The organism is Streptococcus oricebi (genome assembly GCF_017883985.1).
GTDB classification, from domain to species: Bacteria; Bacillota; Bacilli; order Lactobacillales; family Streptococcaceae; genus Streptococcus; species Streptococcus oricebi.
Genome location: NZ_PRDG01000001.1, coordinates 247,174 through 261,763, shown reverse-complemented (window position 1 = coordinate 261,763; position 14,590 = coordinate 247,174). Strand labels below are relative to the sequence as shown.

Sequence of the window (14,590 nt, the reverse complement as noted above, 5' to 3'; positions counted from 1 at the left end):
TGCTTATAGTCCTAAGGGGATTAAGGAAGTCTTAGTTCCTGTTTGGTCTAGTGAGAATGGTCAAGATGACCTAGTTTGGCATAAGGCACATAAGCAAGTCGATGGCAACTATCGTCTGACTGTTAGGGCAAGTGAGCATAAGAACTCAACTGGAAATTATCATGTTCATGTTTACTATATGCAAAATAATGGAGAACAAGTAGGAATAGCATCCACTGTTGCAAAGGTTGATATAGGTAAGGGAGATCGTCCAAGAGGAAAAGTTAGCATTCAAAATAATAATGCTCAAACGAGCAGTTTTGATGTAGTGATTAGCGATACTTATAGTCCTAAGGGGATTAAGGAAGTCTTAGTTCCTGTTTGGTCTAGTGAGAATGGTCAAGATGACCTAGTTTGGCATAAGGCACATAAGCAAGTCGATGGCAACTATCGTCTGACTGTTAGAGCAAGTGAGCATAAGAACTCAACTGGAAACTATCATGTTCATGTTTACTATATGCAAAATAATGGAGAACAAGTGGGAATAGGTTCAACAAATGCAGAAGTAAAACCTAGCTCTTCTAAGTTATCTGTAAGAGCAGTTGACGTTAATCAGAATAAAGGGACCTACAAAATTGTCGTAGACCAAGCAGCACCCGGTAAGAGCATTAAAGAAGTTAAGGTTGCTGTCTGGTCAGAGGCTAATCAGAAAAATCTATCCTGGTATACGGCTCCGCCAAAAGGTGCTAACCATGCAGAATTGCTTATTGATGCGGCTAATCATAATTTTGCTTCTGGTGATTATACAACACATATTTATGTCACTTACTTAGATAATAGCGTAGAAGGCTATAATGCTGGTAGTTATCATCTTACTCCTCAATTAAATCAAAGAGATCGCCTTATCCAATCTGCTGCAGCTCTGGTAGGAGTTCGAGGCGGAACTGCTGAGCATCATCAACTGGTTAATGATTATAATAGTGTCAAGCCTTTACCGGTTGGTTATGCGGTTAAATATTCTGATGACTGGTGCGATGTCTTTACAACGGTTGTTTTCCAACGTCAAGGTCTGAGTCATCTGATTGGTCGTGAGTGCGGGGTTGAGCGTCATATCCAGATTTTCAAACATCTAGGTATCTGGAATGAAGACGGAAATGCAACTCCTCAGGCTGGTGATATCATTACCTTTAACTGGGACCAAAATACTCAACAAAATAATGGTTGGGCCGACCATATCGGAATTGTTGAGAAGGTGGAAAATGGTATCATTCATACCATTGAAGGAAATAGTCGCAATGAAGTGAAGCGCAATACCTACCGTATTGGTCATGGAAATATTCGCGGTTTTGCTAGTCCACGCTACCAATAGAATAGTCATTATAGTTACAAAAATCAGGGGATAAATCAAAGCCTTGCAAGGTTGATGAACAATCTCAAGTCTAGCAGATTTAGGCTCTTCCCCATAGTTTATAGAGGTTGGAGACTTTTGTCTCCGCCTCTTTTTATTTTTTTAGGCTCCTTTTGCGAATAGATAAGGAAAGACAGACCGAACTTGGTAGAGGAAAGGAGTTCTATGAAAATTTTTAAGAAATTGCTAGTGGGAGGGAGCCTGCTTGTGGGGACGACTGTGATTAGTACGTCTTTTTTAGAAGCGGCGGTTTTAGGTGATGATTATCCCTTGCTTTGGCGTCAAGCTCCAGCGGATAGTCTGGTTGATTCCTGGAATATGTATAATCGGGAATGCACCTCTTTTGTGGCCTTTCGCTTGAGTTCTAGCAATCATTTTGACCTGCCTTTAGGCTATGGGAATGCCCATACCTGGGGGAGAATAGCTGCTGGTGGGGGTTATCAGGTGGATAAAAATCCAGCAGTTGGGAGTGTGGCCTGGTTTGACTCCTTTGTCGGCTATGCGGGGAGTATGGGCCATGTTGCCTGGGTGGCTGAGGTTAGAGGGGATGAGGTAGAACTGGAAGAATATAATTATAATGCTGGCCAGGGGCCCCACCTCTATCATCGGCGCAGGGTTCCCAAGACTTTAGTATCTGGTTTTATTCATTTTCGGGATTTGGTAGCTGGAGAAGAGGCGGGAGCCCCTCTAGCTAGTTTGTCTGGCCTAGCTAGTCAGGGACACTATCAATTTAGTCAGAGGAGTCCTGTTCGAGCTAATCCTAGTCTGGCCAGTCCAGAATTGGCTGTCTATCAGGCTGGGGACCAGGTGGTCTATGACCAAGTTTTGACGAGGGAAGGGCAGGAATGGATTTCCTATATTGCTACTAGTGGGCAGCGGCGCTATATAGCCATCGGAGATTCGGCAACGGCAGGGAAAGAAGAATTTAGGATTGGAGACCGGGTCGCTTTTCCAGAAGTTTACCAGGTAAGCAGTCATTTACTAGGAGGAGTGACTAGTCATGCTTTAGCTGGAGGACAGCCAACTACCTTAAATGTTCTCGATCCCGGCCCTTTATTAGAAACGGATAGTCAAGGTCAGATTTCTGGAGACCAAGTTTTGCAGCCGGGGGATTATTTCACCCTACCCGGAACTTACGAGGTCCTGGGGCTAGACCAGGCGACAAATGCTATCTATCTGAAGATTGGTAATCGTTATGTCTGGCTGGACCAAGGTCAAGCCCAGAAAAAAGGATAAGTAGCTAGGAAGTTGCTTAATCAAGCCAGGAAGGTCTGGGTAAAAGTTTTGAAATTCTTGGTTTTTGCTATAAAAAAGAGGTCGAGACAAGGGTCTCTAACCTCTAATAGATATGGATAATGTTCTGCTCCCAAAAGTTGGACAAAAAGTCCAACTTCTGGGGCCAATGACATAGTAGCAGGCCACTTTTGGAAACTAGTCTGGCTTCTATCCTGCCTTTTATCTGCCCAATATTTTTTTCAGGGCCTTTAGGATTTTAAATTTCCAGGGTTTTGGATAGTAGCGGAAGGTTCCCATCTTGCGCTGGATGTAGCCATTAAAGTTTTGCTTAAAGCGAAGAACTCCGTCGCTTCCGTCAAAGACTCCCATAATTCCTAGGAAGTTATAAAAGGGGATCCCTCTTTTGAGAGCTTGGGTCATGACATACTCTTGCAGGAGGGCTGGTGCATAGAATTTATTAAATTCGGGATAGGAGCCGCTAAAGAGGTAGGTAGCCTCTTGGGGTGTGTAGACAAAGAGGCTGGCTGCTAGGACCTGGTCCTTATCCCCGTATTTGTCGATAAAGTCTTGAGCCTCGGCCTTGCGGGTCTCAAAGGTCTGGTTTTGGCTAGTCAGTTCCCTAAGTTGGTTTTGTTTCTTTTCCGACTGGGGATTTTTTTCCAAATCAGCTTCTAATTTCCTTATTTTTTCTTGGAGCTTGGCTTGGCTTTCTTCTAGGTGCTGGAGATAGGCAGGGAAATTGAGGCTGGCCACCATAAAGTCGGCTTCTGAACCAAAGCTGTCATAGAAGTCTTGGTAGTAGTCTAGCGATTTATCGCTGTATTCTCTACGATTGGAGGTGGCGGAAGTAATTTCCTTGAAAATGCCCAGTTCCTCTCTCTTGAGTCGTTTTAACTGGATACCAAAAGTCTTGGCTTTCTTGACCAAGGGCTTGCCCTTTTTGCTGAAGGAATTGAGGAGTTTTTCTGGTGTGAGGCCACTCAAATCCTTGACATAGTGCCAGTCGGGCTCCCCTCCAGGATAGCCAGTTTGGAGACCGTCAAATTCATAACCCAAGTCGGTCAAGTATTTAATCAGGTCCTTTCTTTCGGGACTGAGCGCTTGTCCTTCGCTATCAAAGGTTTGGTAGCTTTCATAGGGCTTGACGATTAACTCCAGGGCCCCTTGCTTATAGGCATAGTCTTTGAGGGCTTGGTAGAAGGGGGCCAGGTATTTGGGGTCGCTTGTGACGGGGCCGCAGTTGATTTCCATGTGGAGGCCACCGGTCATGGGCAGGCTATAAAGTAGGGCAGAGAGGACGAGCTGGTCCTGGTCGCTATAGCCTAAGTAGTGGCAAGTAAAACCTCGCTTGCTGAGGAGTTTTTCCATTTCAGCTGTCTGCATAAAAGAGCGCTGGGCACAGGTTTGGCTGTGTTCCAGAAATTCTTCACGACTAATCAGTTTGAAGGTCATGCTGTTCCTTTCTTAAAACTTAGTGCTTGCTGCGGAGTTTCTTGCGGAGGCTATAAGCAAGATTGGATAGGTAGTAGAGGGGGCTAGTCGGTAGATTAAATTCGCCGACAAACTCTTCAATCCGAGGATTAAACTTGGACTTGAAATGGTAGAGGCCGCCATCTAGGTTGTTTTCAATGCCTCCCATATTTTGCCAGCGGGCCTGGCGTTCAAAGGCATGCTGGGCGGTCTCATACCAGGTGATAATAGCCGGCTGGTAGCGTCGGTAGTCCTCGTCCATACCGGCATAGATATTTTCAGAAGTTCCCCCGTATTCTAGTACCAAACTAGCTGCCAGAGGGACCTTTTTTGCGCCGGCCTGAATTTTTTCTTCTAGGAAGCTGATTTCTTCGGCCAAGCGCTTGCTTTCCTGGCGATTGTTTTCAATCTTGCCTGGCTTGGTCTTGTCAGTAAATTTCTGAGCTTCTTTTTCTAGCTTGTCTACCTGCTTTTCTAACTCCTTGAGGCGCTCCTCAAGGTTGAGACTGGATAGGGTGATATAAGACTGGTCAGGATAGGTAGCGAGAAGTTTTTGGTAGTAGTCCTTGCCTCGAAGAGAGATGCTTTTTCTAGCCTCGGTTTTCTTCATGAGTTTGGAGAAATCGTCCAGCAATTCAGTCTGGCCGAACTGGATTTCAATACCCTTGTTGCGGGCGGTCCGAATGGCCTGGCGGGTACTTTTTGATAGCTGCTCCAAGCTAAAATCTTCTCGGTAGATATTGGCCTGAAAGCGGGGCTGAATCGTCTCGTCTAGGAGCTGGGTGCGGCCGACCCAGACGGCTCCAGCCTTGCTAAGAGAGTCAATGGCCGCCAAGGTTTCAGCTTGGTCCGGACTTTCTTGGCCGACTAGACCCTGCTTGAGAAAGAGGAGGGGGTCAAATTTGACAAAGAGGGCCCTTTTCTTTTTGGCAAAGCTTTTCAGACTAGTCAGGACAAAGCGAACTAGGTCGGGCTGACTATAGTCCATAATCGGTCCTCGCGGGATATAGAGCATAGAAAAGCCGAGCGGGAGCGGTTTGATAAGGATACTAGCAGTAGCTACCAGCTGGGAATCTTGATAAAAGCCAATTCGTTCATTGGCCCAATTATCCTTAATCTTGGCCCAGGCAGAACTTTGAAGGAGATTGGCCTGGCTATGGTTGGTGACAAAGGCATCATGTTCCTGGGCGGAAATTCCAATTTTATAGCTATACATTATTTTAATACCCACTCTCTAATAGCATGTGCCACACCAGATTCATCATTGGACTTGGTGATATATTTGGCAATCTTTTTGAGCTCTTCCCGTCCATTTTCCATGACGACAGGGTTGCCGACAACTTCGAGCATGGCCCGATCATTTTCCTCGTCTCCGATGGCCATAGTTTCCTCGATAGAAAGGCCCAATTTTTCAGCCAAATGAAGGACGGCAGCTCCCTTGTGGACAGACTTTTTAACGACTTCCAAATAGAAGGGGGCAGACTTGACCAAGGTGTACTTTTCCTGCAATTCGGCAGGGAGCTTAGCAATGGCAGCGTCCAAAATATCAGGCTCATCGATAAACATGACCTTGACAATTTCCTTGTCTGCCATTTCTTCTGGAGTCCGATAAAAGACCGGCATATTAACCAGGTTGGACTCGTAGATGGTGTACTTGCCGATATCGCGATTGGCTGTATAAATCCCGTCCTTGGTGATGGCATGCATGTGGACTTGGAGCTTGCGACTGAGGAACTCTAGGTCAAGATAATCCTCATAGCTAAGCGTTTCCTTGATTAACTCTTGGCCAGTGGCTGTATCTTGGACTAGACCTCCGTTAAAGGTGATGACATAGTTTCCTTCTTGATTGAGCTTGAGCTCAGCTAGGAGTTGCTCTACTCCAGCAATAGGGCGGCCAGTTGCAATAACAATCTTGACGCCGGCCGCCTTGGCTTCTTGAACGGCCTCAAAAACTTGGGGGGTGATTTCTTTTTGGTTGTTTAAAAGGGTACCGTCAATATCGACGGCTACGAGTTTGATAGACATATTATTCTCCATAAATAAAGTGGTCATTGCGGATATGAGCCTTGAAGGCTTGATTTTGTTGGCTAAAAATAGAGGTATCCGTCAGCATTTCCTTGGGGAAGTAAAAGCGATTGTCTCCATGGCGAGTCCCAGCCAGAGACTCTACTAGCGGAGACAGACTTGATAGCTCGGCCAAGTGATTATCCTTTTGAATGATTTCAATCTGAGTCCGGGGTCTTTTTACCTCTGGTCGATAGAAATCATAGGGCAAATCAAAGTTGCGATGGATAGCGGTATAGTAGTCGGGGTCAAAGCCGACCTGGGCTACTAAATCCCGCATTAAATCAAGATTTTTTTCATTTTTTTCAGAAAAAATAATAGACTTAAAGACCTTGCGGTTGATAAAACGTTGGGCCAAATCAGCCAGAATGGTATCCGGACTGGTCATCCAGACCTGGAAGTAGGTGTTCATCACCCCATCGTCCAAGGCCAGATAGTCCTGTAATTCCACCTTTTTTTCAAAGAAGGGCAAAAGATTGGGCGAGGAGGTCGCAAAATAAGCCTTGTGGTCGGGATAGAGGAACTTAGCCCGCTTGAGTAGGTTTTGCAGCAGGACCTCCATAGCTCTGCTGGCTGGGTGGAAGTAGACCTGCATATACATTTGATAGCGGCTAAGGACATAGTCCTCCACAGCGTGCATGCCATTTCTTTTAAAGGCGATTCCCTGAGCTACAGGCCGAATAACCCGCAAAATCCGAGTTAAATCAAACTGACCATAGCTAGCCCCAGTAAAGTAGGAGTCTCTTAGTAGGTAGTCCATCCGGTCTACATCGATCTGGCTAGAAATTAGCTGGACCACCTGTTTATTAGGGTAGGTATGGTTGATGACGCTGGCTACTTTTTCAGGGAAGTCCGGTGCTAATTGGCGCAGGACTTGGTTGATTTCTGTTTCTGGACTGGTGATGATTTGGCGTGTGATTTCCTCATGGTCGGTATCAAATAAGCGCTCAAAGGTGTGAGAGTAGGCGCCATGACCGACATCGTGGAGGAGGGCTGTCACCATAACCAAGAGTGATTCGTGGTGGTCCCAGTCGTCCTGGTATTTTTCGTCAAAAATCTGTGTAATCCTACGGGCAATCTCATAGGCTCCTAAACAATGCGAAAAACGGCTATGCTCACCACCATGAAAGGTGTAACCGGATGTTCCCAGTTGCTTGATGCGGCGTAGTCGTTGAAATTCCTTGGTATTGATTAAATCGTAGATTACTTGATTTTCGACATGAATATAATTGTGAACGGGGTCACGAAAAACTTTTTCAATCATGCCCCTATTATACCACAAATAGGAGCAGGACAAAAACTTAAAAGGAAGCCCCAAGGCAGAAAAAAGTCCCCTTTTCTGGTAGAATAGAGGAAAAGATTTGATAAGGAAGACCAGAATGAAACTTCGGATAAAAAATCAGATTGACCTTGGGGGTCAAGTGGAAGAAATCGATTACATCTGCCCAGCCCAGTATCACCAAAAAGGGGACCAGACCTATCTGACCTATGAAAATGAGGACAAAGAAAGAGTGGTCTTGAAATTTGACGCCCAAGGCCTCAGCATGACCCGCTATTCCCAGCCCAAGTCGGTCATGCGTTTCTTGAAAAATGAAGCTGTGCAGGTAGCTATTCCTACGCCTCTAGGCTATCAAAACCTACTGACCCAGACCCAAGTTTATGACTTGGATTTGGAAAAGCAGCGGCTCATTCTTCACTACCAACTCCTAAATCCCAGCCAAGAGCAGGTGTTTGCCTATTACAAACTGCAAATTTCCTGGTCTTAAAAAATTGCTTGAAAGTTGAGTGAAATTTTGTTATAACAAAGACACTCAAGGGAATAGCTTGGGGGAATATCCAAGTCAAGGTCGTCAATGCGAAAGCAATCTCCCGCCTGATAAGGCAGTCGATGAATGACTTGAAAGAAGGAGAAGACTGGAAGCTCTTAGCTTGCTGGAAAGCAAGCCTAAAACGAAAGGATCTTCGACGCGGCTAGCGCATAAACCGAATGTCTTTCGGAAGCCAAAGACTTTTGTCTCGACCTCCTATTATTTTGCTTGACATTCGGTTTTACAATGGCTAAGACAAAACTAGAATACGAGGAAGACGATGTTAGAGAGTTTACAAGAAAAATTATCTTTACCTGACCCAATCTACTCTTTTGATGAGGTAGCTTGGTTGCTAGAACATATCGGTCATCCTAAGCCAGAAATCCGAGATGAATTAGTGTTTGAGACCTTGGCGTGTGGGCTGACAGAAGGCTTTTTTAGTCTTCAACAATTCCGATTTTTAGTAGAAGAAAGTTTGAGCAAAAATCTTTTATTTTACCAAATGGAGCAACAAGGAGTGGCTAGCCTGACTCGCTCTTTTACTGCCCTGCTCTTGGCAAATATAGTAGAGGTAGATGATACAGCAACTTCTCCCTACTACAGGCTTCTGTCAAAAGAGGAAAGACAGATTTTGTTTGAGTATGCTTTTACCTATCTACAAAAGGAAAGGGATAGTGACGGTTATTCCCTTGACTTTGGCTGGGTGCATGCTTTTGCTCATGGAGCAGATTTTTTGGTTGCAGTTGTTACTCATTCGGACTTTCCAAAGGCAGCTTGGCCTACTATTTTTCAAACCCTATCTTCCATTTTTAAGAGAGTTTCTATCCGTTTTTCAGCCGATGAAGAGTGGCGTCTGGCAAGGGTGATTTATCAAGCCGTCACAGAAGGCAAACTTTCGCAAAATCAGCTAGTAGCTTGGCTAGAAGGCATTGATTTTCCCTTGGAGACGGTTGAGGATTTTATTCATTTTTCTAATTTTCGTTCCTTTTTAATGGAAATTTATTTGAAACTAGACCAAGAAAAACTACTTTCAAAGGACTTGAAAGCAGTTATTCAATCTTTTTCTTACTCATAACTCAAAAATCGTCATTGCTTGGTCAAATTCTTGGGCCAAGTATTTTTCTTTATAGGCCTCAAATTCGGGCAAATCTCTAACTGCATTATAGCGCTTGTGGAGGCGATAGCTTTCTGGAATCTGGTATTGGGGAAAGTCCTTGAAAAAGTTCTGGGTCAGCTGCCATTCTCTTATATAGCCCAAGGGTTTGGCCTGGTAGCCAATCCCGTCAATCAGGCGCCGCTTGTAGCGGTGGTGAAGGTGACCAAAGACAACTTCTTTGACCCCAAAGTCTAGAAAGACCTGGTGAAAGGCCTGGCTACCCATAAAGGCATTGAAACGTCGGAAATAGGGATGTTCAAAGAGAAAGACCTGGTGGGGGACAAAGTGCATGGCTACGAGGATTGGTCCTGCTAGTCCTTGAAGGGCCTCTTTCAATCTCTCAAGCAAGTCCTGGGTAATGAGGGGGTCGCTCTTAGCTCTTTTGAGCCGGCGGTCAAACCAAAAATTATTTTTATTTTTAAGGTGCTGGTCCAGACTAAGTTGGGGGACAAAGCTGTAATCATACCAACCTGCCAAGCTGACTAATTGGCTGGAGCCGATACTTTGAACCTGCAGGTCCTGGCTACTAATCTCTTGTTCGGATAGACCCAGCATATCGTGGTTACCTAAATTATAGGAGACTTGAAAGTCTTGGCTGAGCCTGTCGATAAAAGTCTGGCTGCGTCCATAAAAATCATTGGATATATCTCCAGCCAGGTGGAGCTGGTCGATTTTTCTCGCTTTTAGGGTTTGAATAAGGGTTTCAAGTTCAAAAGTGCCAAAGGCATTGGAGTCAATATGGAGGTCACTCATAATCGCTAATCTTGTCATAAGTCTAGTCTAGCATATTTCAGAGGATTTGAACATCATCTTTTGGCGGTCAGTTGGAATTTGAAGCTGACTAAAGGAGTTGCAAATGTTCCTTAGATATAAACTGCAATCCCTAGTTCCAGGGCTTTTAGACGAGCAGTAAATGTGCCTTTATCTTTAAAAATAAACAAGAAAGAGTTAAAATCCTTGCTTATCCAGCAAATCTTTCATACAATAGAGGCTGGCTTTGTGACCCAAATTTTTAAAAATTAGGCAAAGTTCCCTAAGTATGGTATAATAGAACGATATGTGAAAAGGAGTATCTATGGACATTTCAGAAATTCGTCAAAAAATTGACGCCAATCGTGAAAAATTAACTTCTTTCAGGGGGTCTCTTTGACTTAGAAGGTCTGGAAGAAGAGATTGCAATCTTAGAACATAAAATGACCGAGCCTGACTTTTGGAATGATAACTTATCGGCCCAAAAGACATCGCAAGAGCTGAATGAACTCAAGCAAACCTATCAGAACTTTCAGCAGATGACGGATCTCTTTGAGGAGTCAGAAATCCTGCTCGAATTTCTAGCTGAGGATGCCTCTAGCCAGTCTGAGCTGGAGGATAAGCTAGCAGAACTCGAGAAGATGATGACCAACTATGAGATGACCCTGCTCTTGTCTGAACCCTATGACCAAAATAATGCTATCTTAGAAATTCATCCTGGATCGGGAGGAACAGAGGCCCAAGATTGGGGCGATATGCTACTAAGGATGTACACCCGTTTTGGAAATAGTAGGGGTTTTAAGGTAGAAATCTTGGACTATCAGGCTGGTGATGAAGCCGGCATTAAGTCGGTTACCCTTTCCTTTGAAGGACCCCATGCTTATGGGCTCTTAAAGTCAGAAATGGGAGTTCACCGTCTGGTGCGCATCTCGCCTTTTGACTCGGCTAAACGTCGCCACACCTCCTTTACCTCGGTCGAGGTCATGCCAGAATTGGATGATACCATTGAGGTAGAGGTGAGAGACGAAGATGTTAAAATGGACACCTTCCGCTCAGGCGGAGCAGGTGGACAGAATGTCAACAAGGTCTCAACCGGTGTTCGGCTGACCCACCTACCGACAGGGATTGTCACCCAGTCAACAGTGGATCGGACCCAGTATGGAAACCGGGATCGGGCCATGAAAATGCTGCAAGCCAAGCTCTACCAGCTAGAGCAAGAGAAAAAGGCCGCCGAAGTAGACTCCCTCAAGGGAGATAAAAAAGAAATTTCCTGGGGCAGTCAGATTCGCTCCTATGTCTTTACCCCCTACACCATGGTCAAGGACCACCGGACAGGCTATGAGCTAGCCCAGGTGGACAAGGTTATGGACGGGGATTTGGACGGCTTTATCGATGCCTATCTCAAGTGGCGTCTTAACTAAACCAAGTAGAAAGGAACTCTTACCATCAATGTCGATAATTGAAATGAGAGATGTTGTCAAAAAGTATGACAACGGGACAACTGCCTTGCGGGGCGTGTCTATCAGTGTAAATTCAGGAGAGTTTGCCTATATCGTAGGCCCTTCTGGTGCGGGTAAATCGACCTTTATCCGTCTCCTATATAGAGAAATCAAGCTAGATAAGGGAAGCCTACAAGTGGCCGACTTCAATCTAGGAAAAATTAAAAAGAAGGACATTCCTATGTTGCGTCGCAATGTCGGAGTTGTCTTTCAGGACTATAAGCTCCTACCTAAAAAGACCGTCTATGAAAACATCTCCTATGCCATGGAGGTAATCGGCGAACGCCGCAGTAACATTAAAAAGCGGGTTATGGAAGTCTTGGAGCTGGTTGGTCTGAAGCATAAAGTCCGTTCCTTCCCCAACGAGCTATCTGGTGGTGAGCAGCAGCGGATTGCCATTGCTCGTGCTATTGTCAACAACCCTAAGGTCTTGATTGCCGATGAGCCCACAGGAAACTTGGACCCAGATAATTCTTGGGAAATTATGAACCTCCTAGAGCGGATTAACCTCCAAGGGACAACGGTGCTCATGGCCACCCATAATAGCCAAATTGTTAATACTCTGCGTCACCGGGTTATCGCCATTGAAAATGGTCGTGTGGTACGTGACGAAGCGGAAGGAGAGTACGGATACGATGATTAGTAGATTTTTCCGTCATCTGCTGGAATCGCTTAAGAGCCTTAAGCGTAATGGCTGGATGACTGTTGCCGCTATCAGTACGGTTATGATTACCCTGACCCTAGTTGGAATCTTTGTCTCTGTTATTTTAAATGCGATTAAACTAGGAGATGATATTCAAAACAATGTCCGGGTCATGGTTTATACTCGTAAGGATGTGGCTGATAACAGCGAGACCATTGTCAAGGAAGGTCAAACTGTCAAAAACGATGACTACCATAAGGTCTATGATGCCCTTAAGTCTCTGGACCATGTAGCCAAGGTGACCTTTTCAAGCAAGGAAGAGCAGTATGAAAAGCTAACTGAGACCATGGGAAGTGAGTGGAAGGTCTTTGAGGGAGACTCAAACCCCCTCTATGACGCCTACATTGTCGATACTAGCTCACCTAAGTATGTCGAGACAGTTTCTTCTCAGGCTAAAAAGATTGAAGGAGTTTCTGAGGTCCAAGACGGTGGAGCTAATACCAAACGACTCTTCTCCCTAGCTAACTTTATTCAGACCTGGGGCTTGATTGGAGCGGGTCTCCTCATCTTCCTAGCAGTCTTTCTGATTTCAAATACCATTCGGATTACCATTATTTCCCGCAGTCGTGAGATTCAAATCATGCGTCTGGTTGGGGCAAAAAATGGTTATATCCGTGGCCCCTTCCTCTTAGAAGGAGCCTGGCTGGGTCTCTTGGGAGCAGCTCTTCCAGGAGTGCTCGTCTACTTTGGATATAATATGGTCTACCAGTCGGTCAATAAGTCCCTGGTTGGTCAAAACCTCTCTATGATTGAGCCTAGCCTCTTTGTACCTATTATGATTGCCAGTCTCTTTGTTCTGGGAATCATTATCGGCTCTATCGGGTCAGGAATCTCTATGAGACGCTTCCTGAAGATTTAAGGATAAAAGGAGTTTGGGCCCAAGGTCCAGTCTTATATATAAAAAGCAAGCCAGCTAGTTTTCTGTCATTCAGAAGGCTAGCTGGCTCGCTTTTTGCTTGATAAAAGAGGATTGAAAATTTTTGAATAAAAATTTTTGCTTGTTAATCCTGGCTCTTAATAAAGTCTAGGATGGCTTTACTGATGGCCTTTTGCTGGTCTAGGTTAGAAATAGTTGGCTGGCCGTCTCCTGCCTGCTGGCCATAGAGGCCAAAGCCAGAGTGGTTTCCACCGGGGATTTCTATATACTGACTATCCTTGGGCAGGCGTTTTTTGGCCGCCTGATAGTTGGTCCAGTTGATGATTTTGTCCTGGCTGGCGGTTAGAGATAGAACGGGAAGTTGGCTCTGGGACAAGTCGTTGGATGCGGCTGGGTAGCTAGCCAAGAGAACCAGGCCCTTGGGTCCCTGCTTTTGCTCCATCAGCTTTAAACTATTGCTGCTAGCTACGACCCCACCTAGAGAGTGGCCAGCCAGATAGACTTGTTGGGGCTTGAGCCCCTCTTTTTTGATTAGATCCAGGGCTGCCTGGCTAGATAGGACGGGCAAATGTAGGAAGGGGCGGATAATGTAGCTGGAGTAGCCCTCTTTCGCAAGGTCCTGGGCTAGTTGGGCATAGCTGACGGGGTCAACCAAGGCTCCTGGATAGAGGATAAAAGCGGGCTTCTTGGGGTCTCCCTTAAAGACAAAACTTTGTGAGTTTTCTTGGGCCTTGCCAGCTTTGAGGCTAGCCTGGGCCCGACTTTCTGCTGGATAGCTGGCCATCTTGAGGTAGGTAAAGCCAGCTATTAGGGCTAGACCTAGCAGGATTAGGGCTCCTAGGCCCAGTCTTTTACATATCTTTTTCATTTTATTTCTCACTGAGGAAGGGATTGAGCATTTTTTCATGGGCAATGCTGGTTTGAGGACCATGGCCGGGATAGACATCATAGGTCTTGGGCAGGGTCAGTAGTTCTTGTTTGATACTGGTCAAAAGTTGATCCTGATTACCAGTGGGTAGGTCTGTTCGGCCGATTGATTGGCGAAAGAGGGCATCACCAGTTAAAACAAAGTGGTCATCGGGAAAGACGATGGAGACGCCCCCGATGGAGTGGCCTGGTGTAGGTCGGACATAGAAATGAAAATCCCCCAAATGATAGTCCTGGTCATAGTGGAAGAAATGCTCGGCCGGCCTTAGGCAGACATCGACCAAATCGTCATGGCGGGGGAGGCCTGAGAGATTGTCCTGGGGACTATACAGCCAGGTGGCCTCGCTTTCCGCTATATAGACGGGGGGCTGATTGAACTGGTCCCGCACCAAGTCAAGACTCATAATATGGTCGTAATGGGTATGGGTCAGAAGAATAGCGATTAGGGGCTTGTTAATGGCCTGGATAGTCTCTTTAATCTTGTCCCAGTTACTGCCGGGATCGACCAGAATAAGCTCTTGGTCTGTTTCCAGATAGTAGGTGTTTTCATAGGCTACTTGATTGACTGTTTTGCTGATTTTAATCATGGTCAGCTCCTTTCTCCTTTGAGTGTAGCAAAAAAATGAAAAAATCGCACTGATTTGGCTTTTTCTTTAGTAGCAAATAGTCTGAGAAGTTGAAATATATTTTACCAATCTGGACTTTGGCTGATT

The 14,590-nt window shown here is 45.4% G+C and carries 14 protein-coding genes (1 of these 14 cut by a window edge); 7 read left to right on the top strand and 7 right to left on the bottom strand.

Annotated elements, in window-relative coordinates; all coding sequences use genetic code 11:
* Both C4K46_RS01160 and scrM read left to right on the top strand, forming a co-directional pair.
* A protein-coding gene (locus C4K46_RS01160) for a GBS Bsp-like repeat-containing protein (RefSeq protein ID WP_209626528.1) crosses the window boundary here: on the top strand, positions 1–1,348 show its 3' portion. 1,574 nt of this gene lie to the left of the window's left edge; only the last 1,348 of its 2,922 coding nucleotides appear in the window; its start codon lies beyond the left edge, outside the window; its stop codon occupies positions 1,346–1,348.
* A 204-nt stretch (positions 1,349–1,552) separates the two neighbouring features.
* The gene (gene scrM / locus C4K46_RS01155) at positions 1,553–2,623 is read left to right on the top strand and encodes a peptidoglycan hydrolase ScrM (protein ID WP_209626526.1); all 1,071 of its coding nucleotides are present in this window, start codon (positions 1,553–1,555) and stop codon (positions 2,621–2,623) included.
* A 219-nt stretch (positions 2,624–2,842) separates the two neighbouring features.
* Here scrM and C4K46_RS01150 read toward each other — a convergent pair whose 3' ends face one another.
* Genes C4K46_RS01150 through C4K46_RS01135 form a run of 4 tightly spaced genes read right to left on the bottom strand, consistent with a single transcriptional unit; the run spans position 2,843 to position 7,421 of the window.
* Positions 2,843–4,075 carry an aminoacyltransferase gene (locus tag C4K46_RS01150; RefSeq protein ID WP_209626524.1) on the bottom strand — a complete coding sequence of 411 codons (1,233 nt, stop codon included), beginning with the start codon at positions 4,073–4,075 and terminating at the stop codon, positions 2,843–2,845.
* Between the two features lie 19 nt (positions 4,076–4,094).
* Positions 4,095–5,309, bottom strand: coding sequence for an aminoacyltransferase (locus C4K46_RS01145; protein WP_209626522.1), 1,215 nt, complete (start codon positions 5,307–5,309; stop codon positions 4,095–4,097).
* Positions 5,309–6,118: a sugar-phosphatase gene (gene yidA / locus C4K46_RS01140; protein ID WP_209626520.1), complete on the bottom strand. Its 810-nt coding sequence runs from the start codon at positions 6,116–6,118 to the stop codon at positions 5,309–5,311. The genes C4K46_RS01145 and yidA overlap by 1 nt, the downstream gene beginning before the upstream one ends.
* A 1-nt stretch (position 6,119) precedes the next feature.
* Positions 6,120–7,421, bottom strand: coding sequence for an HD domain-containing protein (locus tag C4K46_RS01135; RefSeq protein WP_209626518.1), 1,302 nt, complete (start codon positions 7,419–7,421; stop codon positions 6,120–6,122).
* Between the two features lie 115 nt (positions 7,422–7,536).
* Between C4K46_RS01135 and C4K46_RS01130 the strand changes: the two genes are divergently transcribed.
* On the top strand, positions 7,537–7,923 hold the full coding sequence (locus C4K46_RS01130) for a YwiB family protein (RefSeq protein WP_209626515.1): 387 nt from the start codon (positions 7,537–7,539) through the stop codon (positions 7,921–7,923).
* 322 nt (positions 7,924–8,245) lie between these two features.
* The gene (locus C4K46_RS01125; protein ID WP_209626513.1) at positions 8,246–9,040 is read left to right on the top strand and encodes a DUF2785 domain-containing protein; all 795 of its coding nucleotides are present in this window, start codon (positions 8,246–8,248) and stop codon (positions 9,038–9,040) included.
* On the opposite strand, the gene C4K46_RS01120 is transcribed toward C4K46_RS01125, so the two are convergent.
* Complete coding sequence (locus C4K46_RS01120; protein ID WP_209626511.1) at positions 9,035–9,892, bottom strand: metallophosphoesterase; 858 nt, start codon at positions 9,890–9,892, stop codon at positions 9,035–9,037. The two genes, C4K46_RS01125 and C4K46_RS01120, sit on opposite strands and share 6 nt — an antisense overlap.
* Positions 9,893–10,196: 304 nt before the next feature.
* Between C4K46_RS01120 and prfB the strand changes: the two genes are divergently transcribed.
* The 3 genes from prfB (at position 10,197) to ftsX (ending at position 12,932) form a co-directional block, all read left to right on the top strand.
* A protein-coding gene (prfB, locus tag C4K46_RS01115) for a peptide chain release factor 2 (RefSeq protein ID WP_209626510.1) occupies positions 10,197–11,292 on the top strand; the annotation gives its coding sequence in 2 pieces (ribosomal slippage) (positions 10,197–10,268 and positions 10,270–11,292; 1,095 coding nt in all).
* A gap of 28 nt (positions 11,293–11,320) precedes the next feature.
* Positions 11,321–12,013, top strand: coding sequence for a cell division ATP-binding protein FtsE (gene ftsE, locus C4K46_RS01110; protein ID WP_209626508.1), 693 nt, complete (start codon positions 11,321–11,323; stop codon positions 12,011–12,013).
* Positions 12,006–12,932 (top strand): permease-like cell division protein FtsX, encoded by a 927-nt coding sequence (gene ftsX, locus C4K46_RS01105; RefSeq protein WP_209626506.1) that lies wholly within the window; start codon positions 12,006–12,008, stop codon positions 12,930–12,932. Before ftsE ends, ftsX begins: the two co-directional genes overlap by 8 nt.
* A 142-nt stretch (positions 12,933–13,074) precedes the next feature.
* Here ftsX and C4K46_RS01100 read toward each other — a convergent pair whose 3' ends face one another.
* Both C4K46_RS01100 and C4K46_RS01095 read right to left on the bottom strand, forming a co-directional pair.
* A complete protein-coding gene (locus C4K46_RS01100) occupies positions 13,075–13,818 on the bottom strand; it encodes an alpha/beta hydrolase (protein WP_245335098.1) in 744 nt (247 codons plus the stop codon).
* A 1-nt stretch (position 13,819) separates the two neighbouring features.
* A complete protein-coding gene (locus C4K46_RS01095; protein WP_209627102.1) occupies positions 13,820–14,461 on the bottom strand; it encodes an MBL fold metallo-hydrolase in 642 nt (213 codons plus the stop codon).
* Between the last annotated feature and the right edge of the window lie 129 nt (positions 14,462–14,590).

Bases quoted from the DNA above. Each gene is read 5' to 3' on its own strand.
- scrM (WP_209626526.1), top strand. From the start codon at position 1,553: ATGAAAATTTTTAAGAAATTGCTAGTGGGAGGGAGCCTGCTTGTGGGG.
- C4K46_RS01150 (WP_209626524.1), bottom strand. From the start codon at position 4,075: ATGACCTTCAAACTGATTAGTCGTGAAGAATTTCTGGAACACAGCCAA.
- C4K46_RS01145 (WP_209626522.1), bottom strand. From the start codon at position 5,309: ATGTATAGCTATAAAATTGGAATTTCCGCCCAGGAACATGATGCCTTT.
- yidA (WP_209626520.1), bottom strand. From the start codon at position 6,118: ATGTCTATCAAACTCGTAGCCGTCGATATTGACGGTACCCTTTTAAAC.
- C4K46_RS01135 (WP_209626518.1), bottom strand. From the start codon at position 7,421: ATGATTGAAAAAGTTTTTCGTGACCCCGTTCACAATTATATTCATGTC.
- C4K46_RS01130 (WP_209626515.1), top strand. From the start codon at position 7,537: ATGAAACTTCGGATAAAAAATCAGATTGACCTTGGGGGTCAAGTGGAA.
- C4K46_RS01125 (WP_209626513.1), top strand. From the start codon at position 8,246: ATGTTAGAGAGTTTACAAGAAAAATTATCTTTACCTGACCCAATCTAC.
- C4K46_RS01120 (WP_209626511.1), bottom strand. From the start codon at position 9,892: ATGACAAGATTAGCGATTATGAGTGACCTCCATATTGACTCCAATGCC.
- ftsE (WP_209626508.1), top strand. From the start codon at position 11,321: ATGTCGATAATTGAAATGAGAGATGTTGTCAAAAAGTATGACAACGGG.
- ftsX (WP_209626506.1), top strand. From the start codon at position 12,006: ATGATTAGTAGATTTTTCCGTCATCTGCTGGAATCGCTTAAGAGCCTT.
- C4K46_RS01100 (WP_245335098.1), bottom strand. From the start codon at position 13,818: ATGAAAAAGATATGTAAAAGACTGGGCCTAGGAGCCCTAATCCTGCTA.